Annotated in this window: 20 protein-coding genes; 11 read left to right on the forward strand and 9 right to left on the reverse strand. The window is 52.6% G+C overall.

What is annotated here, in order from left to right:
* Positions 1–39: 39 nt before the first annotated feature.
* Positions 40–3186 (reverse strand): efflux RND transporter permease subunit, encoded by a 3147-nt coding sequence (locus tag EVJ26_RS08360; protein ID WP_131470250.1) that lies wholly within the window; start codon positions 3184–3186, stop codon positions 40–42.
* A 28-nt stretch (positions 3187–3214) separates the two neighbouring features.
* Complete coding sequence (locus tag EVJ26_RS08365; protein WP_131457942.1) at positions 3215–3781, reverse strand: TetR/AcrR family transcriptional regulator; 567 nt, start codon at positions 3779–3781, stop codon at positions 3215–3217.
* Positions 3782–4008: 227 nt separating this feature from the next.
* Between EVJ26_RS08365 and EVJ26_RS08370 the strand changes: the two genes are divergently transcribed.
* The 3 genes from EVJ26_RS08370 (at position 4009) to EVJ26_RS08380 (ending at position 7555) form a co-directional block, all read left to right on the forward strand.
* On the forward strand, positions 4009–5079 hold the full coding sequence (locus EVJ26_RS08370; protein ID WP_131457941.1) for a Fe(3+) ABC transporter substrate-binding protein: 1071 nt from the start codon (positions 4009–4011) through the stop codon (positions 5077–5079).
* Between the two features lie 131 nt (positions 5080–5210).
* Positions 5211–6848 carry an ABC transporter permease gene (locus tag EVJ26_RS08375; protein WP_131457940.1) on the forward strand — a complete coding sequence of 546 codons (1638 nt, stop codon included), beginning with the start codon at positions 5211–5213 and terminating at the stop codon, positions 6846–6848.
* The gene (locus tag EVJ26_RS08380; RefSeq protein WP_131441682.1) at positions 6848–7555 is read left to right on the forward strand and encodes an ABC transporter ATP-binding protein; all 708 of its coding nucleotides are present in this window, start codon (positions 6848–6850) and stop codon (positions 7553–7555) included. The genes EVJ26_RS08375 and EVJ26_RS08380 overlap by 1 nt, the downstream gene beginning before the upstream one ends.
* A gap of 52 nt (positions 7556–7607) precedes the next feature.
* Here EVJ26_RS08380 and EVJ26_RS08385 read toward each other — a convergent pair whose 3' ends face one another.
* From EVJ26_RS08385 to EVJ26_RS08400, 4 genes are all read right to left on the reverse strand, one after another.
* Entirely contained in the window at positions 7608–8054 is a 447-nt protein-coding gene (locus tag EVJ26_RS08385; RefSeq protein ID WP_131457938.1) for a hypothetical protein, read from the reverse strand.
* Positions 8055–8159: 105 nt separating this feature from the next.
* Positions 8160–9056, reverse strand: coding sequence for a class F sortase (locus EVJ26_RS08390; RefSeq protein ID WP_131470251.1), 897 nt, complete (start codon positions 9054–9056; stop codon positions 8160–8162).
* An 18-nt stretch (positions 9057–9074) separates the two neighbouring features.
* Positions 9075–10415 (reverse strand): globin family protein, encoded by a 1341-nt coding sequence (locus EVJ26_RS08395; protein ID WP_131470252.1) that lies wholly within the window; start codon positions 10413–10415, stop codon positions 9075–9077.
* Positions 10416–10498: 83 nt separating this feature from the next.
* A complete protein-coding gene (locus EVJ26_RS08400) occupies positions 10499–11278 on the reverse strand; it encodes a helix-turn-helix domain-containing protein (protein WP_131470253.1) in 780 nt (259 codons plus the stop codon).
* 123 nt (positions 11279–11401) lie between these two features.
* Here EVJ26_RS08400 and EVJ26_RS08405 point away from each other — a divergent pair, with 123 nt between their 5' ends.
* Together EVJ26_RS08405 and EVJ26_RS08410 are read left to right on the forward strand one after the other, a co-directional pair.
* A complete protein-coding gene (locus EVJ26_RS08405) occupies positions 11402–13051 on the forward strand; it encodes a glycoside hydrolase family 13 protein (RefSeq protein WP_131457934.1) in 1650 nt (549 codons plus the stop codon).
* Between the two features lie 102 nt (positions 13052–13153).
* Entirely contained in the window at positions 13154–13660 is a 507-nt protein-coding gene (locus EVJ26_RS08410; protein ID WP_131457933.1) for a flavodoxin domain-containing protein, read from the forward strand.
* On the opposite strand, the gene EVJ26_RS08415 is transcribed toward EVJ26_RS08410, so the two are convergent.
* Positions 13624–15222 (reverse strand): glycoside hydrolase family 55 protein, encoded by a 1599-nt coding sequence (locus EVJ26_RS08415; protein WP_131457932.1) that lies wholly within the window; start codon positions 15220–15222, stop codon positions 13624–13626. The genes EVJ26_RS08410 and EVJ26_RS08415 overlap by 37 nt on opposite strands.
* 265 nt (positions 15223–15487) lie before the next feature.
* On the opposite strand from EVJ26_RS08415, the gene EVJ26_RS08420 reads away from it, so the two are divergent.
* The 5 genes from EVJ26_RS08420 to EVJ26_RS08440 all read left to right on the forward strand — a co-directional run bounded on the left by EVJ26_RS08420 (position 15488) and on the right by EVJ26_RS08440 (position 18517).
* A complete protein-coding gene (locus tag EVJ26_RS08420; protein WP_016507985.1) occupies positions 15488–15688 on the forward strand; it encodes a cold-shock protein in 201 nt (66 codons plus the stop codon).
* A gap of 125 nt (positions 15689–15813) precedes the next feature.
* Entirely contained in the window at positions 15814–16227 is a 414-nt protein-coding gene (locus EVJ26_RS08425; protein WP_070328358.1) for a pyridoxamine 5'-phosphate oxidase family protein, read from the forward strand.
* A 213-nt stretch (positions 16228–16440) separates the two neighbouring features.
* Positions 16441–17319 (forward strand): RNA-guided endonuclease TnpB family protein, encoded by an 879-nt coding sequence (locus tag EVJ26_RS08430; protein WP_131470254.1) that lies wholly within the window; start codon positions 16441–16443, stop codon positions 17317–17319.
* A gap of 315 nt (positions 17320–17634) precedes the next feature.
* Entirely contained in the window at positions 17635–18138 is a 504-nt protein-coding gene (locus EVJ26_RS08435) for a DoxX family membrane protein (protein ID WP_131457930.1), read from the forward strand.
* Between the two features lie 82 nt (positions 18139–18220).
* The gene (locus EVJ26_RS08440) at positions 18221–18517 is read left to right on the forward strand and encodes a DUF3817 domain-containing protein (RefSeq protein WP_021068057.1); all 297 of its coding nucleotides are present in this window, start codon (positions 18221–18223) and stop codon (positions 18515–18517) included.
* A gap of 25 nt (positions 18518–18542) precedes the next feature.
* On the opposite strand, the gene EVJ26_RS14520 is transcribed toward EVJ26_RS08440, so the two are convergent.
* On the reverse strand, positions 18543–18938 hold the full coding sequence (locus tag EVJ26_RS14520) for an MFS transporter (RefSeq protein ID WP_236635536.1): 396 nt from the start codon (positions 18936–18938) through the stop codon (positions 18543–18545).
* A gap of 26 nt (positions 18939–18964) precedes the next feature.
* Positions 18965–19807: an MFS transporter gene (locus EVJ26_RS08445; protein WP_236635537.1), complete on the reverse strand. Its 843-nt coding sequence runs from the start codon at positions 19805–19807 to the stop codon at positions 18965–18967.
* 110 nt (positions 19808–19917) lie between these two features.
* Here EVJ26_RS08445 and EVJ26_RS08450 point away from each other — a divergent pair, with 110 nt between their 5' ends.
* Positions 19918–21108 (forward strand): helix-turn-helix domain-containing protein, encoded by a 1191-nt coding sequence (locus tag EVJ26_RS08450; protein ID WP_131470255.1) that lies wholly within the window; start codon positions 19918–19920, stop codon positions 21106–21108.
* Positions 21109–21112 lie beyond the last annotated feature (4 nt).

Genomic DNA, 21112 nt, shown 5'->3' on the forward strand with positions numbered 1-21112 from the left:
AAGAGATTTGACCGGCTCTCGGTCAAATCTCTTTTTGAATTATGCTTGTTGTTTCTTGCGGAATCGAGCGAAGAACTCATAGACGATTGGGACGATGAGCAACGTCAGTAACGTCGAACTTGTGAGTCCGCCGATGACGGTGACACCGAGACCTTTCGAGATGAGTGCGCCGCCTTCGAGTCCGAGGGCGAGTGGTGATAAGGCACCGATTGTCGCGAGCGCCGTCATGAGGATCGGACGGAGTCGCGTACCGGCTGCTTCAAGCAACGCTTCACGCGTCGATAGACCGGCTTCTTCTTTATGAATGACGCGGTCGATCAAGACGATCGCGTTTGTGACGACGATCCCGATCAACATGAGCGCACCGATCAAAGCAGATACGGAAATCGTTTCTCCCGTGATCAAGAGGGCGACGAGTCCGCCGATGATCGCGTAAGGGAGCGAGAACAATACGACGAACGGGGTGATGGCACCGCCGAACGTGACGACGAGCACCAAGTAGACGATGGCGATGGCTGCGAGCATCGCGAGGCCGAGCTGCGTGAACGATTCTTGAATCTGTTCTGTCACACCGCCGACGTCATACGAGACGCCAGTCGGGAGATCGATGTCAGAGACACGTTCTTCGATGGCGGCCGACGCTTCCGTCGCCTTGTCCGTGCTAAGTTCGACGCTGACGGTAGCAAGGAGCTTGCCGTCGCGCTGGACGAGTGTGTCCGGCGTCGTGCCTTCTTCGACTTCGATGAAGTCTGAGATTGGGCGCGGTCCGAACGGCGTCGTCACTTCTTGCGCTTGCAAGTCTTCAATGCTGTCATACGTGACTTGTTCCGTCGGGATGATGACGTCGAGCTGTTTGTCATCGATCGTCACACTGGCGAGCGGACTCGCTTGTGCTTGGAACTGACCGATCGTTTGAGCGAGTTGAGCGGCCGAGACGCCAGCTTCAGCTGCTGCTTGTTGATCGACGTTGAACGTGTACTGGACGTATGACTCACGAAGATCAGACGTCGCTTGGCGGACGTAGTCCGTCTCTTCTTCGATCGTCTCGATGAATGTCGGGACAATCGCTTCAAGATCTTCGAGCGAGTTAGCGTAGACGTTATACGTCACACCGCTCGTTCCGGCACCGCCGGCGAAGTTTTGTTCTTTCCATTCTCCGCCTGAGGCAAGTTCGTTCAATTGTTCGATGTCTGCCAATTTGACGTCGGCAAAGTCTTCTGTGTCCGGGTCGTACTGGACGATGAAGATCCCTTGCTTGTTATTCCCCGGGTTGAGCGGGTTTTCGCCACCGACCGTGAACTGGACGTCGGTCGCGTTCGGCTGGTCTTCCATAAAGTATGTCTCGGCGATCTCAGCAGCCGCGATCGAGTCGTCAAGCGTCTGTCCCGGTTCCGGGTCGAACGTGACGAACAGCGTCTTATCCGAACCTTGGTTCAAGAAGTTGACCCCGATGGCTGGGACGAGGGCGAAACTGCCGATCAAGAGAAGTGTCGCGAGTCCGAAGACGACGAGCTTATGGTTGAGTGACCAGTTGAGCACACCGCGGTACCATTCGGCAAGTTTACCGGGTCCTTCTTCCGGCTTCAGCTTGTCACGGTTTTTAAAGAACGAATCGGCCATCATCGGTACGACCGTGATCGCGACGAGGAGCGAAGCGAGCAAGGCGAAGACGACGGTCAAGGCGAACGGCAAGAACAGTTCGCCGACGAAGCCGGTCACGAAACCGAGCGGCAAGAAGACGGCGATCGTCACGATTGTTGATGACGCGATCGGGACGAACACTTCTTTCGTCGCGGCGATGATCAACGCTTTGCCGCGTAACGGTTCGTTCGGACGAGTGAGTCGACGATAAATGTTTTCGATGACGACAATCGAGTCATCGACGACGCGTCCAATCGCGACGGTCATCGCCCCGAGCGTCATGATGTTGAGCGTGATATCGAGTTGCTTCAAGACGATGAGCGCCATCAAGAGCGATAGCGGAATCGAGATGACAGCAATAATCGTCGAACGGAAGTTACGAAGGAACACTAAGATGATCAAAATGGCGAATAGTCCGCCGAGTAACGCCTTCGATACCATCGTCTCGACCGATGCTTCAATCGGCTGACCTTGGTCGAGTGTGATTGAGACGTTCGCCGTATCATATTCGGCCTCAAAGTCGTCTAAAATCGTTTTGACGGCGTTGACGACGTCGACGGTGTTCGCGTCTTGTGTCTTCGTCACTTGAATCCCGATCGAACGTTCTCCGTTCGACCGCGAGATCGATTCTTCGATGCCGCGGTCTTCGATTGTCGCGAGTTCGCTTAAAGCGACGGTCGGGACTGTTGTCGGCACATTCGCAGGTGGGACTGTGCCTGGGACTTCGCTTGGCAATTCAGGTGTCTCGCCAGCCGGGAATCCGCTTGGCGCCCCTGGGACAGTCGGTTCAGCAGCTGGAGCTGGTGAGTAGGGGATTTGCAGGTCACGGAACGCTTCGAGCGTCTCCGACTTCCCGTCGATGACGACGGCCTGTTCCGTATCCCCGAGCTCGTACAAGCCGAGCGCGATGCGGGCATCGTTTGCTTGAATCAACTGTTTGACCGCATCTTCTGTCAAGTTGTATTCAGCAAGTGCGGCCTCGTCGAAGCGAAGCTCGACGCGACGGACTTCTTGACCGGCGATTTGGACGAGCTGGGCACCTTCGACACCTTCAAGGGCCGGTTGGAGCTCGTCTTCGACAAGTTTTGTCAACTCAGCCAAATCGAGGCTTTCATCTGAAACGGCTGCCCCGACGACCGGGAAAGCGTCGAAGCTGAGGCGTGACACTTGCGGGTCTTGGACGGACTCTGGCAGCTCGACGTTGCTGAGTGCATCTTTGACCTGTTGTTCAGCCGCTTCCATATCCGTGCTGAAATCATAATCGATTTGAATGTTCGAAGCGTTTTGGAACGAAGACGAACGGACTTGTTCGACACCGTTCAAACTCTTCAAGCGATCTTCGAGCACGGAGCTCACTTCGTCGAGCACTTGTTCAGGGGAAGCACCGGGATAAATCGTCGTCACCGAGACGGTCGGTGTCGTGATGTCAGGCAGTGTCTCTAGTTTCATCGTCAGGCCGGCAAAGATTCCGGCGGCCGTTAAGATGATCGTCATCAACCAAACGGCAAACTTGTTGTTGACGGAGAAGGTCGTGATCTTTTGCATGGGGTTCATTTCTCCTCTAATAATTAGTCTAGTTTCCCGAATCGATGTGTCGGGCGCGCTCGATGAGTCGAGCGATAATGTCTTGTTTTAAAGCGGTAGGGGGGACGCCGACATTGAAGTGTTCGGACATCATCATCCCTTCAAGGGCGTAGCGGATGATCATCGTCTCGACGGGATCGCTCGTCTGTTGAAATCCGGCGAAGAACGTGTCGATATCGTGCTTCCAACGGTCGGCGTACGCTTGATCGACGGCGAATAACGTCAAGAAGGCGATCATCTTCTCGGCATCGATATGAATCGGTGAGCGTTCCGGATAGAGTTTCGTCTCATCGAATAAGCGGACGAACGCCTCGACCGGACCGTGGCCGTCAGCCTGAAGTGATTCGTATAAATCGTTTTGTTCGGTTTGAAGCCGTTCGACGATGGCGGTCAAAAGCGCTTCTTTCGACGGATAATGATATAACAGGCCACCTTTTGAGACACCAGCGGTCTTCGCGACTTCATCTAATGTCAGTTGGTGCACACCGTGCTCCATGATGATCTCGGTTGCGGCATCTAACAGTTTTTGTTTCGTGATAGTTGATCGGTTTGTCATTGCGTCACTCCTTTCTGTACCGACCAGACGGTCTTTTCATTTCAACTATAGGCGCCCCATCATTTTGAAGTCAAGAAATGATATCGTCAAAACTGTTAAGTTATAAATACATAAGCAATGTCAACATTTTCAAAAAAAGGTTGACATGAGAATGATTATCATTGATTATAGTGATTGAGAGTAATTATCATTACCAACAAAGAGACTAAAACGTGGGGGAATTACAAATGAACAAAAAGTACATGGCACTTGGACTTTCAGCAGCACTTACGACATCACTGCTTGCGGCTTGCGCGAGCACTGAAGAGACGACTACTACGGGGGACAATGAGACGGCAGAAGAATCAAAAGTCGTCAACGTCTACTCGAGCCGTCATTACGATGTCGACAAAGAGCTCTACAAACAGTTCGAAGAAGAGACGGGCGTGAAAGTCAACGTCGTCGAAGGAAAAGGTGATGAACTTCTCGAACGTTTGAACACAGAAGGTGAGAACACGGAAGCGGATCTCTTCATTACTGCTGACGCCGGGAACTTGCACCAGGCAAAAGAAGCAGGGCATCTTCAAGCGGTCGATAGCGATGTGCTTGAGTCGAACATCCCAGAAAAATACCGTGACACGGACAAGGAATGGTTCGGTCTCACGAAGCGTGCACGTGTCATTGTCTACGCGAAAGATCGCGTGAAGCCGGAAGACTTGTCGACGTACGAAGCGCTCACGGAAGAACAGTGGAATGGGAAAGTGCTCGTTCGTCCATCTGAAAACATGTACAACATCTCGCTCCTCGCGTCATTCATCGAAGTGAACGGTGTCGACCAAGCGAAAGAATGGGCAGAAGGTCTTGTCAACAACATGGCACGTGACCCACAAGGGAACGATCGTGATCAAGCGAAAGCCGTCGTCGCCGGTGAAGGTGATGTGGCCATCATGAACACATACTACATGGGTCTCATGTTGAACTCAGAAGACGCGGAAGAGAAGAAAGTCGCTGAAGCGCTCGGTATCTTCTTCCCGAACCAAGACACGACAGGTACGCACGTCAACATCTCTGGAATCGCGATGACGAAAGCGGCAAAGAACTCTGACAACGCGAAGAAACTCATGGAGTTCATGTCTGACCCGTCAGCGCAAGAGCAGTTCGCAAGCGCCAACTACGAGTACCCGGTCAACGAATCAGTCGAGCCGAACGAGCTCCTCAAATCATGGGGTGAGTTCAAAGAACAAGATATCAACCTATCTGTTCTCGGTGAAAATCAGCAAGAAGCCATCCGCATCTTCAACGAAGCTGGTTGGAAATAAGACGACTTCGGCTTGAACGCATGTTCAGGCCGAAGGTTTTTGCGTTTCCTGACAGTCTAAAGGTATGACCGGGACGATGAAACTGATATGATGGGACAGGAAGTAAATGAAAGAAACGGGAGCTGTAAGACATGAACTGGTATGCAATCAAACGACAACTGAATGGATGGTCCATCCTGAGCTTTATCGCGTTGTCGTTTATCGTCCTGCCAGGAATCGTTGTCTTAGTAGAACTGTTCGCACCGGTCAATGACAATTGGCAACACATCCGCGAATATCTGCTGCCGACGTACGTGAGGAACACGTTGTTCATCATGCTCGTGACCGGTTTCTTGACGACCATCATCGGAACGAGCCTCGCTTGGTTCGTCACGGTGTATGACTTCCCGTTACGGCGATTCTTCAAATGGGCGCTCATCTTGCCGCTCGCAATACCGCCGTATATCGGTGCTTACACGTATCATGGCATCTTGAACTACACCGGCGTCATCCAGACGACGCTGCGCAACGAGTTTGGCATCACCGTGGATCAGACGTACTTCAATATCATGACGATCCAAGGGACGATCTTCATCTTCACGTTGTTCTTATATCCGTACATTTATACGATCACACGCGCGTTCCTACACAACCAGTCATCGTCGATGATCGAGAACGCCCGCATCCTCGGACGCGGGTCGTGGGATATCTTTTTCACCGTCGTCATCCCGATCTCGCGCGTCGCCATCATCGGTGGCGTCAGTCTCGTCTTGATGGAAGTGTTGAACGACTACGGCGTCGTCAAATACTTCGGGATCCAGACGTTCAGTACGGCCATCTTCAGCACGTGGTTCGGTATGAAAGACACGTCTTCAGCGTTAAAACTTGCCGGCACGCTCATGATCATCGTCATCGCCATCTTGATGGCGGAACGACTCGTCCGAGGCCGCAAGCAGTTCAGCTATGCGACGACAAAAGTGAAGCCGCTCAAGCCAAGACCGTTGAACGGCTGGCACCGCTACGCCGTGTTCGGTTACGTGGCGACGATCTTCGGTATCGCTTTTGCGATCCCGTTCATCCAACTCGTCGCTTGGACGTTCTTGACGTTCGAGCAAGTGTTCACGGCTGAATTTTTCCGCCTCGTCTGGAACACGGTGAGCGTCGCCTTTATCGCGACAATCATCATTCTCGTATTCGCACTCATCATCGCCAACTATACGCGGCTGTTCCCATCGAACATGACGCGCGTCATCTCGAAAGTGACGACGCTCGGCTACTCGATCCCGGGAGCGGCCATCGCCATCGCTGTCATCACGTTGTTCTTACTATTAGACGAATGGGTGCTAAAAGCAGCGCTCGCGCTCGATGTCGGACAGACGTTCGTGTTCCGGACGACGCTCATCATGCTCATCTTCGCCTACGTCATCCGTTTCCTCGCCATCGGTTACAACTCGATCGAGAGCGGATTCGAGAAAGTCGGGAAGTCGTTCACGGAAGCGTCACGTATGCTCGGTTGGGGCACGGTGCAGACGTTCTTCCGGGTCGATATCCCGATGATCAAAGGGGCGATCATGAGCGCGTTCATCCTCGTCTTCATCGATATTATGAAAGAGTTGCCGCTCACGCTGTTCTTGCAGCCGTTCAACTTCTCGACGCTTGCGACGCAGGCGTTCAAATATGTCAGTGATGAGAAGATTCACGAAGCGGCGCTCGCGTCGATCGTCATCGTTCTCATGAGCGGATTGTTAATCTTTGTGTTCCATAAGGTGCTTGATAAGGAGGCCGACTAATGTTTGTTCAAATCAACGATTTACACTTCAGCTATAAAGGTGCGCAAGCAGAGACGATCAAAGGGTTCTCGCTCTCGATCACGAAAGGCGAAATCGTATCCCTCCTCGGCGACAGCGGTTCGGGGAAAAGTACGATCTTGCGCCTGATCGCCGGTCTCGAGATGCCAAATCAAGGCGTCGTCGTCGTCAACGATTGCGTCTGTTGTGACGACTGCCAGTTTATGCCGCCCGAACAACGCGGCGTCGGCATGGTGTTTCAAGACTATGCGCTCTTCCCGCACATGACCGTTGAGAAGAACATCCGCTTCGGCCTCCATAAGCTCAGCCGGAAGGAGCGGAACGAACGGGTCGAGGAGATGCTCACGCTCGTGAACTTATCTGAGTTCCGACATCGCTATCCGTATGAGCTGAGCGGCGGTCAGCAGCAGCGTGTCGCGCTCGCGCGTGCGCTCGCACCGAAGCCGTCTCTCTTGATCTTAGACGAGCCGTTCAGTAACTTGGACACGTCGCTCCAACACCGGATCCGCGACGACTTGCGCCGTCTCCTCAAACAGACGGGCACGACGACGATCTTTGTCACGCACGACGAGGAAGACGCGGAAGCGCTCGCCGACCGTATCGTCTATCTCGGAGAAGGCAAGATCAAGAAGCAGATCATGACGGAGAACAACAAGACGTTCAACCCGCAGATTCCTTGCTTTGTGTAAGTACGGCGCACTCATTGATCAAAAATGGGTGCGTCTTTTTTTGTGAAGTTCATTACTCAAAAAATCGATTGTCTAAAACGGACAGATGCTCCTGCCAATCCGACCAGTAGGACTGGAGTGATGTGATCAATCCATGCCCACCAAAGCTAATTGTACTTTCGTGGGACGCATAAATGATCCAGTTCATTTTTTGGTCAAACCAATAGCGTTCTAAATAACGACCTTCATAACAAGGATCTAATGAAGCGGTGTCGATTTGCCATAGTGTACGGTCCTCATGCAGTTCAAATATAAGCTCCGTCCCTTGGTCCCATACCCATTGGCGGATTTCTTCGATTTTTTGATCAACATCTTCAATATAATCGCTGTCGAATGCAATCACATCGAGTCGAGGAGAAGTGGAAAGAGGGTACCAATAATACGAATCGTTCACACCCCAAATGGTGCGAATTCTTCTCTTTAACTGATTTGCGAATGGTTGTGAAAGTCGAGTCCTCATGACTTGAAACTCCTTATCCTAAATCTATGCATTTTTTGCTACATTCACTATATATGGAAAACAGAAAAAATGCCCTTAGATTTTTTATCCAAGGGCGTTTCGTGTCTACTTCGCTGTCTGAGACGGCTTCGACTCATTTCCAAGCCGGTCGATCGCCGTCACGTAATACGTTGCCTGCCCGTTCGTGACTTCAACGCTCTTCCGGGCGTGTGACGGGACGCTCTCGATACGTGTCGCGTTCCCGTCGTTGACTTCATAGACACGGTAGCCGATGACGGCATCGTCACGGACCGCGTGCCATGTGAGCAAGTTACCGCTTAACGTGACGTTCGTCGGGGCGTCGAGTTCGACTGTCGACTTGATCTCGCTATCGACAAGCTCCGTGTAAACGACGAAACGTTGGTCATAACCGCCGTCCCCGAACGTACCGGAACACGTGATCAAGTTCAAGTTGCGATTTGACGTGGCGCCAAAAATCTCGTCGATCGGGGCATTTTTCGTGTCATAACTCTCTGTTTTTGTGACACGAAATCGCAGCGTGTTGCCGTTCTCGTCGATAATCGTCACGTCATCGCCTGTCTTCAGTTGATCGAGTTCATAAAAGACGGCGGGCCCCGTCTTACTATCAACGTGTCCGGCGACGACGGCGTTGCCTTTACTGCCTGGTTTGACACCGGGTTCGAACCAGCCGACTTGATTCTCGTCAACGGGTACGCCCATCTGTCCGTTATCGAGCACGCCGACTTGTTCGATCGCGGTGTCGACATTGATGCTCGGGATTTGAATCTGGACAGGTGTCACGGCTTTAGTGCTTTCCTCTTCCTCGGCTAAACGAAGTTTCTTCACCTCTTCCTGTAGAAGTGAGAATTCAGCCGATAAATCTGGGCTCTCCTCTATTTGTTTTTCTTCTACAGGTGGTGATGACGATTCTTGAGCGCTCGTCCACGACCAGAAGCCAAAACAAAATAGAGAGAGCGCCAAAAACAAATGGCGCTTGTTCATTGGGCTCTCTCCTTTAGTTTATTGTTCTGATACTTTACGGTTGCGAAGCGTGACAAAGGCGAGCATGATTCCGCCAAGTATAGCAAGGCCAGCGTAAAGGGTATTCATTGATTGTGCTTGTGCACCACCGAGACCTGTTTCAGGCATCGCTTCCGGCATTGTCGTTTCAGCGAACTTGTCAGGCATTTGTGTCACGATCGCGTTACCGAGTGTTTCACCAACACCGAACATGAACGCGTATCCTTCACGGAATGACATCCAAGCTGCATCTGCGTCACCGGCTACATATTGATCAAACGTTTGGAGCACGAGTGCCTCATGTTGCATGATCGCTTCTTGACCGGCCGCTTGTGGCAAGTTGCCTTCTGTCGCTGCATCGAGGAACGTGCTGAAGTCGACAGCGAACTGATCGAGTTTCATGCGTGCTTCTTCGATTTTAGCTTCGTCGCCTTCAAGTGTTGCTGCGACGATGTCACCTTGTGCTGTGATGTGGTTCCCGTTCCATACTTTTTCAAACTGAGCCGCACCTTCGTCACCGTAGACCGAACCGATGGCTGCTTTAAAGTCGAGCGTGTTTTGATCTTCAGCCCAGCTGACGTAGTCGAAATCTTCCGCTTTGTCGTAGCCTTTTTGCATGCCGATCGCAGCGAGGGCAAAGTGTTCACCGGCGAGGCTGTTCAATGTCGAACGAAGCTCTACAGCTGGCGTGTCAGCAGGTGTCGGGAACTTGTCAGGCATTTGCGTGACGATTGCTCCTGAGAGGGCTTTACTGATGTCGAACATGAGCTTGTAGCCTTCACGGTATGTCATGTAAGCCGACTCGTAGTCACCGGCGACGTAGTTATCAAACACCGAGAGAACTTGGTCTTCGTGAAGTTCAAGGACGTCAGCGGCTGCTTCTTTCGGTAAGTTGCCTTCTGTCGCAGCATCGAGGAATGTCGAGAACTCTTCGACGAACTCATCGACTTCGGCTTCAGCCTCGGCACGAAGTTCTTTGTCGTCTGACTTGGCAGCTTCGACGAAGTCAGGCGAGTAGTCGTTATGGCCGGCGAAGATGTCTTCGAACTGAGCCGCGCCTGCATCACCGTAGATTGAGGCGATGGCTGGCGTCATGTCAAGCGCGTTTTGATCGAGTGCTTTTACTACGACTTCGGCATCAGGTGCCCCGTCGTAAGCTTTCATCATCGATGTGACGGCTAAGACATAATGCTCAGATAGTAATTGGTCGAGCGTGGCACGAAGGTCTCCAGCTGGTGTGCTCGCTGTTGGAGAGTGGTCAGCTGCCTGTGCGTTCAATGGTACGAGTAACCCCAGTGCCAGTGCCGGTGCAACAAATTTGTTCATTGTTTTTTTCTTCATGTTCAATCGCTCCTTTTTTGTGAGTGGTTGTCGTTGTTTACACCCATCTAACGGAGCGATTCAAAAAATGGATCACTTTTTGATTATTTTTTTTCGTTTTTTTGTTGAAGTGTGCGGTACACCCCTGGTGCGACGCCATATTTCCGTTTAAAAATCCGGTGGAAATAGGGATACGTTCGAAACCCGGACAGCTCGGCGATCCGTTCGAGCGAGTGTTGTGTATACCGCATTTGCTCTTCGGCGAGCTGAAGCCGGATCGTGTGCGCGTACTCGATGATCGTCATCCCGGTCACTTCCTTAAAGAGGTGCACGGTCCGCGACACGCTCAAGCCGACGGCAGCGGCGACGTCGTCAATTTTGAAGTCGGCGGTGACGTTTCCTTCTATATAACGCATCATGCGAGACACGACCGGGGGACGTACATTCGTCCGGACGTCTCGCATCGATCGGTCGAGCATGAGCAGAAGCGCCTCGGTCAACTTCTCGATCAACGCTGTGCTCTGTTCATCGGTCGGTCGTCGTGCCTCTTCCGTGACGTGTTGCCAAAGCGACAGGAGGCGAGGGTCAATCGAGATCGTGGTGAGCTGTGAGCGGGTAGTCGTCGACCACCAGGCGTCGAGCGTCGGACCAGCGCAGAACAAATGATAGTCGCCACTCGCCGGGGTATCGATATTCAACTCATAGTAGTCACCCGGTTTGACGAGCAACAGATCGCCGGGGTGCGTGACGTATGTCTCCCCGTTGACGAGGATTCGGGCCGACCCTTCAGTCTGCAAGCGGATCAAGTACGTGTCCAACCGGTTGGCGAACGGAAAAGTATATGCTGCTGTGTGATACGAATAGCCACAAAAGCCGATTTCCATCGAATTACTCCTTTATAATAGCAAGATTGTGCATATCTTAATCATATCATGGATAGGCACAGGCGGCGGGACAAGGTACGATGATGACGTCAGATTTGAACCGATGATGAGGAGGAGACTTTTATGAAACAATGGTGGAAAGAAGCGGTCGTCTATCAGATTTATCCGCGCAGCTTTAACGACTCGAACGGGGACGGAATCGGGGACATCCCGGGCATCACGGAAAAGATGTCCTATTTGGCTGAACTCGGGATCGACGTCATCTGGTTGTCACCGGTGTACGATTCGCCGAACGATGACAACGGCTATGACATCCGCGACTACCGTGCGATTATGGATGAGTTCGGGACGATGGACGATTTCGATGCGATGCTCGAAGAGGCGCACCGTCACGGCATCAAGATCATGATGGACCTCGTCGTCAACCATTCTTCCGATGAGCACCAATGGTTCATGGAGTCTCGGTCTTCGAAAGACAGCCCGTACCGCGACTACTACATTTGGAAAAAAGGCGAGAACGGTCAGCCGCCGACGAACTGGGGGGCTTTCTTTGGCGGCAGCGCGTGGGCGTACGATGAAGCGAGCGACGAATATTATCTGCACTTGTTCAGTAAGAAACAGCCCGACTTGAACTGGGAGTCGGAGACGCTGCGCCGCGAAGTGTACGATTTGATGGCTTACTGGCTCGACAAAGGCGTCGACGGTTTCCGGATGGACGTCATCAATATGATCTCGAAAGACCAAAGCTATCCGGACGGGAAGACGCGCGGGACGGGCTACGGAGACGGAACGCCGTTCTTCTTCAACGGGCCGCGCATCCATGAGTTCATGCAAGAGATGAATCGTGAAGTGTTGTCGAAGTACGATACGATCACGGTCGGGGAGATGCCGGGTGTCAGCGTCGACGAGGCGAAGCTCTACACCGGTGAAGACCGTGACGAGCTCAACATGGTGTTCCATTTCGAGCACGTCGACGTCGGCAACGGCAGCTTTGGGAAGTGGAATCCGACCGACTGGAAGCTGACGGAGCTGAAGACGATCTTCTCGCGTTGGCAAGAAGGACTCGAGGAAGAGGGGTGGAACAGCCTGTATTGGAGCAACCACGACCAACCGCGGGCGATTTCGCGATTCGGTAACGATTCGGATGAGTACCGGGTCGTCTCTGGCAAGATGCTTGCGACACTCCTGCACATGTTGAAAGGGACGCCGTACATTTATCAGGGCGAAGAGTTCGGCATGACGAACGTCGCGTTCGACTCGATCGACAAGTACCGTGACATCGAGACGCTCAACGCGTATCGCGATTACACATCGAACGATTTGTTGACGCACGAGGAGATCTTCCGCGGCATCCACGCCCGCGGACGCGACAATTCGCGGACGCCGGTCCAATGGTCGGCTGACGCGCAAGGTGGGTTCACGACCGGTACGCCGTGGATCGATGTCAATCCGAACTACGTTGACGTGAACGCGGAAGCGGCACGTCTTGATCCGAATTCACTCTTCCATTACTACCGTCAGTTGATCGCGCTGCGGAAACAGAATCCGGTCGTCGTCTACGGGAAGTATGAGCTGTTGCTCCCTGAAGACGAAGCCGTCTACGCGTTCACGCGGGCGCTCGAAGGAGAGACGTGGCTCGTGCTGTGCAACTTCTCTGCTGAAACACAAGAACGGACATTGCCGTATGACGTCAAAGACCGTGTCATTGGCAACATGGAGCCGATCGAACCGTTCACGCTTCGTCCGTACGAGGCACAAGTGTATAAACTATGACAAAAAACTCGCCCGAACGGCGAGTTTTTTTCGGGCGTATAGTATTCTCCAAGGCATTCGGGAATAGGAAGAGTAGATTCCGACTTAAAAGGGGGAAACGAGATGAAGACGTTGATTGCGTATACGTCACGATATGGTACGAGCGAGAAAGTCGCCCATCTTTTGGCCGCACGGTTGTCCGGAAACGTCCACGTTCAAAACTTGGTCGATGAGCCAGACGTCGATTGGGCAACGGTCGACCACGTCATCGTCGGGGGATCGATCCGGATGGGGAAAGTCCAAGACGAGCTGACCGACTGGTTGAAGCAAAATGAAGTCCAATTGCTTGAACGTCCGCTCGGATTGTACTTGTGCGCCGGCACGCCGACCGCGGCGGAGCGGCAACGTGAGCTCGAAGGCGCGTACGGGGAACATTTACGAGCACACGCCTACTTCGTCGAAGTCGTCGGTAGCGGCTATGACTTTGAGCGGATGGGCTTCCTCGACAAAGCCATCGTCCGGATGATGGCCAAACAGACGGTCAGTTCGCTCAATTTGGACGAAGCACGGTTGAATGAGCTCGTCGAGTCGGCTCAAGCGTCACTTCGCACCCGATCTGAGAAACCATAAGCGAATAAGTCGTGCGCTTCGACCGGGCTACTCGTGGAGATGAGGACATCTCCACTTTTTTGTTCGCCTTCGATGTGTTTTAGCACGACGTTAGCGAGCTGTCCGCCGATCTTTACAGAGATCGGGGCCGAATTCCGGCACGTGACATCTTCGATTGTGACGTGATCGGTCCGGTTGTCGCCGCCGAACAGTTCGATGTCGGCGCGGCTGGAAACGAACCCGCTTGTGGCAATTCGTTTTAATTGAACGTTCCGAGACTTATACTGGACGGCGAGCGCTGGATGTCCTGTATAATCATAGGACGGGTCACCGATGGCCGTAAAGCCATGGATCAATACGTCTTGATACGCCGATACGACGAGGCTACGGGGCGATGACTTGGCGTATAGCTTCGAGCGTACCGGTTCAATCGATAGTAAATTCGTTCCCGAGATGAACCGCGCCGTCTTCGACTCGGGATCGTCGGCCAAGTGGTGTCCGATGTGGCGAAAATTGAAGGACCGATTATCACGATACGAGACGTGCCCAAAAATATGGACGTCATGGGCGGCCGAGGACGTACCGTGGGCTTTCACCTCGACTCCTCCAAAACAACCTTCCGTCATATTGTTGACGAGCACGACGTGACGCGAACCGTCATCGACCTCGATGCCGTTTGAATTGGAGAAGCCGTGGGCGTGCGTACGTCCGTGCGGGTGATGACAGTAGCAGTTCGTGATGTAGATGGCGTCGCTATGATGCGTCGTGATGCCGTCGTCCCCATAGTTCGTCGCCTCGCAGCGATCGAGCCAGATGTAGCGGCTGCCTTTTTTGGCACGCGATCCGTCCCCGAGGTAATGGTAGTGAGGGGCGGTGATATCGAACGCGTGCAGTCCGGCACCTTTGGCGGTGACGTGATGGACCCAGGCGAATTTGACGTGGGCGAACGTCAACGCGCTCGAAGCCGTGTCTCCACTCGACGTCCGATCGACGTCGCCAAGGCGCTCGACGTTCCAGTCGAGCGTCAGATGGGCGACCTCGATGTGATGGTTCCCATAAAACGGTGTCGCATTTCGCAGCAGCCGGCGATGCTTCGGTGTGCCGTCGGCCAAGCGTAATACCGTGTCCTGCTGTCCCGCACCTTCGAGCACGCAGTTCGAGGGGATCCGGACGCCACGGACGATATAGACACCGGCCGGCACGTGGACGTGGCGGTTCGACCGAAGCGCGAGCCGGAATGCGAGCGTGCAGTCCGTCTTGCCGTCCCCGACGGCCCCGTAATCGGTCACGTCGACGTGATGGCGTGTCGTCTGCAGTAAATTCAAATGTTCCGCGTCGAGACGACGCATCCAGACGGGCCGGACGAGATCGTCGACGACCTCGAGCGGGAGTGCACTCGTCACCGGTGTGATCCGTTCCGTCATCGGCAAGTGGGAGCGGTACGACTTCGATTGGTCAGGATAATGGTCGTGTCGCGTCGCTTGATGCCAAGCGAGCGTCTCCGTCAATAGCTCATCTGTCGACCAGGCCGCGTAGCGGGCGATAGTGGCAGCGATATGCGTGCGGTCAATTTGATTCATCATATGAGTCGTCCTCCTAACGTTCACTACATGTGATGTACCCGTTTTGAAATTATTTTTAGCAAACCGAAGTATTTAGTAGACAGAAGCATTTATCCATGGTATATTACATATGTGCTTAATTAAGAATAGCTGGAAACATAATTCACAATCGCTTGGGATTATTTTTCATGAAAGATAATCCAACAAGTTTTGTGCTTTTTTTTGGTCAGTTTTTTCTAGTAAGGCACTACTAGAACGCACAGCGTTTATTTCAGGAGGGTTCATTATGAACACAGGTAAAGTAAAATGGTTTAACTCAGAAAAAGGTTACGGCTTCATCGAAATGGAAGGCGGAGACGACGTATTCGTACACTTCTCAGCAATCCAAGGCGACGGCTTCAAGACACTTGAAGAAGGCCAAGCAGTAACTTTCGAAATCACTGACGGAGCTCGTGGCCCACAAGCTTCTAACGTTGAAAAAATCTAATCTTCCTTTCTAAGGAATTTTATAACCTGCTCGCTTCGGCGAGCAGGTTTTTTCGTGTCTTCGTGTTTAATCAAATGCCGCAAGGGAATGATTATACGAGTGACTATGATAAGGGGGCTTTTTAAATGGATGCTAAAACAACGGCACAACAAATTCTAGATGCAAGCAACGTCGGAACGATGGCCACGGTATATAAAGGGAAGCCGCACAGCCGATACATGACGTTTTTCCATGACGGTCTGACACTCTATACGGCAACCTCGAAAGATACGGATAAAGTCGATGAGTTGAAGAACAATCCGTACACGCACGTCTTGATCGGCTACGACGGGGACGGGGTCGGCGACACGTATCTCGAGATTTTAGGAGAGACGTCGGTGTCTGATGACGAGTCGATGAAAGAAAAAGTGTGGAACGAAAAACTTGAGGGCTGGTTCGACGGCCCGGATGATCCAAAACTCGTCATTTTAAAAATCTCACCGCAATCGATGCGTGTGATGAATAAAAAAGGCCAACCGCCACAACAAGTTGATCTTTAACATAATTAAGCGAGAATTCTCCCACCTCTAAGCGTCTGGGGCGAGGCCCAGCGTAGGTGGGAGATGAATCGCCCGTACATAAACCTCTTGGCCACCCCTGTGACAGATATGACGAACATAAGTTCGTAATTCCGTCAGATTTCCCTTCCCCCGTCGCGGGTATCGGATGAGGAAGGCGTTCATCACGATCATCGGCCGAGAGGAGGGGGAGACATGCTGAATGGCTACAAATACAGGCTCCACCCGACGTCGGAACAGGCCGATTTCCTGGTCAGGACGGCCGGCTTCCCGGTGTTCAAGTCGAGACGAAAGGCGCGCGCCTCCTACACGACGAACAACCAGCACGGCACGATCCGCATCGAGGGGGACCGGGTCCGGCTCCCGAAGGTCGGGTTCATCCGCTTCACACAGCACCGAATCTTCGACGGCGAGATCCGATCGGCGACCGTGTCGATGACGAAGACGGGCAAGTTCTTCGTGTCGCTCCTCGTCGAGCAGCCCGACGAGCCGTGGGTCCCGGCCGAGCACAAGATCGGGATCGACCTCGGCCTCGGGCACTTCGCCGTCATGACGAACGACGCGCTCGTGACGGAGAAGATCCCGAACCCGCGCAACCTGCGCGAGGCCGAGGAACGGCTGAGACGAGCGCAGCGCGCGCTCTCCCGCAAGAAGCCCGGCAGCAGGAACCGCGAGAAGGCACGGCTCGTCCTCGCGAAGAAACACGAGCAGGTCAAGAACCGACGGCACGACTTCCTCCACAAGCTGTCGCGACGCATCGTCGACGAGAACCAAGTCGTCGTCGTCGAGACGCTGAAGCCGAGGGAGATGATGCAGGACCGCCGCCTGGCGAAGTCGATCGGGGATGCCGGGTGGGGCGAGTTCGTCCGCCAGCTGGAATATAAGGCGAGGTTCTATGGACGGACGCTCATCAAGGCAGACCCCTGGTTCGCCTCGACCCAGGTCTGTTCGGCTTGCGGCGAGAACGGCGGCAAGAAGGGCCTGCACGTCCGCGAGTGGACCTGTGCCGCATGCGGCACGCACCACGACCGCGACGTCAACGCGAGCCTCAACCTGTTGCGTCTCGCAGACTAAAACACCCCAGGGCAGGGACTGCCCGACGAGCTTGGTCCACAACCGTGGCTAGTCAAAGCACGGTCTTCCCAAGAAGCTCCCACTTCAAGTTGCGAAGCAAATAAGTGGTGAGTAGTTCACGGCAGTGGAAGCGATGTCTCGAGTAGACATTGCTTTTTTTTGGTGCAATTTCCAAAAAGTTACTGACCTGTGACACACATATGAACGAAACGTGAACTATTGTCTCAAGCTATGTGAAAACATGAACATGGATGGTATATTGTGAATGTAATCACATATAAGCCATTATTCAACCATTCAAAAGGAGGAATTATCATGTTCACAAAGTTTTGGCAAAACCACAACATCGCAACCGGCATCTTGACGGTGTTACGGATCTGGCTCGGCTATCAATGGCTCACAGCCGGATGGGGTAAAATCACGGGCGGCTTCGGATCAGGCGGTTACCTTCAAAACGCAGCTTCACTCGCGACGGGAGATCACCCGGCGGTCGCCGGATGGTGGGCAGCTTTCCTTGAAAAATTCGCGATTCCAAACGCAGCACTTTTCGATATCTTAATTCCGTATGGTGAGTTCTTGGTCGGTCTCGGTCTCTTGCTTGGCGCCCTCACACGCAGCGCGGCTTTCTTCGGACTCGTCATGAACATGGCGTTCTTATTGTCAGGGACGGTCAGCACGAACCCGACGATGTTGATCGTATCGGTCTTGATTCTCGTCGCGGGCTACAACGCAGGCAAGATCGGCGTCGACGGTTTGTTCCTTCGCCGCTTCGTCGAAACAAAAATTGCGCATCGTTCACCAAATCGTCAAATAGCCTAACGACTTTCTAACGTTCCCCTGTGACAAACTTCACCTCTATCGGCTACGATGAATGTAGCATCGATTAAAAAGGAGAACGGATATGAACGCAACTCGATTCAAATGGCTCGGTTATACAGAGGGGATGTCATTCCTGCTCTTATTGTTGATTGCAATGCCGCTCAAGTATTTGGCTGGCATGCCGCTAGCCGTCAGCATCGTCGGTGCGGCCCATGGTTTCCTGTTCGTCGCTTACGTGGCGGCAGCGGTTTACATGGCGTGGCGCTTCAACTGGGGCTTCAAAGTGTTAGTCCTCGCGGTCATGGCTTCGGTCATCCCGTTCGGGCCGTTCCTGTTAGAGAAACGAGTCCTTCCATCAACAGAAAAGACATCGAACTGAAAAACGTTCGATGTCTTTTTTTCGTTCATTGATGTGTCGGCGCGCTTTCGACTTCAGCCAGTACCGTCGCTTTTTCAGCCGCGATATCGTGACGGATGCGATGCATCGCGAACAGCGTGATCGAAAGCAGGCATACCATGCAAATCGCATAAAGTGACGTGACCGACATCCATTCGCTCAATAACCCGAACGACACGAAACCGAGCGGGGTGATCCCCATCGCGAGCGATTCGAGGACGCCCATGACACGACCGAGGTAGCTTGGTTCCGTGTTCGTCTGCAAAAACAGTTGGATGGGAATATTGACGCGGATGATGAAGAAACCGCTCAACAAAGCGAATCCGGTGAGGAAGACGATGGCGGGTGTGACCGAGAAGTCGAAATAGAGCGGGACGGCCGGGCCGATAAAGAGGCAACCCATGACGATAAGCGATGTGCGGACCGTCGCTAGACGATACTTGATCTTAAAGAACGGCAGCGCGTGGGCAAGTAGGCGACTAAAAATCCGACTGCGAACATACTTTCTAAAAAGCCGAACTGGAGCGGGCTGACCCCGATCTGTTGCAAGGCGGCGATCGGGAACAGTACTTCCGAGGCGACGAAGAAGAAGTTGAGGAACGCCGCGAGAATCGTCAGCGTCCATAGCACGCGTTGGCGTTTCAAATAGCGGAAACCGGATCGGACGTCGTCCCACGTCGATTGATCGGTGGAAACATGTTCATACGCTTGGAATGTGAGACGTGAGGCGAACAGGGCGGCGATGAGGAACAAGAGGGATGAGCTGAACAAGAACGCTGAAATCGGTAATAGCTTGAACAGCGCCCCGGCTAAAAGTGGCGTGCCAATGCTTGAGACGGAAATGATACTTTGGATGAGCGAATTGGCGCGTTGAAGCCCGTCTTCGTCGAACAGGAGTGGAATCGAACTCGTCAACGTGACCGACAAGAAAGTGGAGACGATAGAAAGCAGACATGTAATAATCAAGAAAGCAGGGACGCCGAACGTCCAAATAAGGCTCGCCGCCCCGGCCAAGAAGAACAATAGCCCGTTGAGCGATTCCATCGTGATGATGACGCGTTTTCGGTTCAATTTGTCGGCATACGCACCGGCAAACGGCGATAATAGAACACGAGGCAACGTCCCGGCCAGTAAGACGAGGGCGAACTGGAGCCCGGATCCGGAAGTCGTCAGCACCGTCAATCCGGCGACGAACGTGAATAGACTGGAAGCGAACAACGACATGAATTTCCCGAGCAACAACACGTACAAGTTCGAGGTAGAAGTAGTCATACATAGTCTCCTTTGTAATTGAGTTCAATGTGATTTAACATTATAATAGACGACAAAGAGAGAGTTGTAAACAATAAGTTCAATTAAATTTAACTTTTAAGAGGTGCTCTATGATTGGACAGCGGATTAAGACGTTACGAAAAGAAAAAAAGTTGACGCAAAGTCAACTCGCAGACGGCATCATCACGAAATCGATGCTCAGTATGATTGAGAACGGGAAAGCCGAAACGTCGATGCGCAGTCTGCGCGAGATTGCCAAGCGGTTGGACGTGTCGGTGCAGTCGTTACTTGTCGATCCTCGCGAGGCGGAGCTTCAAGCGCTCGTCGAAGACATCGAATACGCCCAATTGAGCCTTAATCCATGGGACGAGGAAGCTACCGAGCAGGCGCTATCCCCATATTTGACGACAGAGATGAACTCGGTGTGGCAAGGGAAGGCATACGTCATTATGGGCGATAACTTAAAACATGGCGATAAGCGCAGTGAACTGTTAACTTATTATGAACGTGCAATCAATGTGTTCGAACGGCTCGATGAAAAAGATGAGCTGGCGATGGCACTCATCGGGAAAGCTTACTACTACATTTTGTGGAATCAGTTTGAGGAAGCAAGCGAACAGTTTGATCGATTGGAATTGTTAGACGTGCGAAACATGTCGTCACGAACTCGGATTGAATATGAGATGCTTCTCGTCATGAAAGAAATGACGTATGAAGGGAATCTATCTGGGGCCATCCATCATCTAGATTCTGCCCTTAAACATATGCATCAGACGAGAACGTATTATCGAGCCGACGATGTGAATCGGACGATTGCATTATGTGCTCTTTACCTGAAAGACGAACAACGGATCAACGAGGCGTTTGTGAAAGCAAGGCAGTACATTCAGTTCACGGACGAACACGTGGCCAAAGTGCGTCTCGCTTTGTCAGAGGCACTTTATGCCATCCACTACGGCCGCGTCGAGCAGCTCGGTCAACAGATCGAGGAAATGGAGCGACTGTTGGGTGATGATTACCCGTTCATCGCCGCGATCGAGATGTCACAAGGAGTCTATTATGCGATGAAAGGTGAGATGGAACTCGGAGATATGGCTTTCAAGCGGCTATGGGAAGGGATGGACGGTTGGAAGACACATAGCTTGATCGATCAGGCCGTCTATTTTGAAGGGGTGCTGATTGGTGCGAGTTACGGGTGTGGGCTCGAATTAGTGCCTTCAATCGAAGAATCTGTTCAAAGGTTTCCCGAAGGATTTTATCGGACACATTTGACCGAATTGCTACAAAAAATCAAGGGCTGAATCC

The sequence above is a fragment of the Exiguobacterium sp. SH3S1 genome (assembly GCF_004337105.1).
Taxonomy (GTDB): Bacteria; Bacillota; Bacilli; order Exiguobacteriales; family Exiguobacteriaceae; genus Exiguobacterium; species Exiguobacterium aurantiacum_A.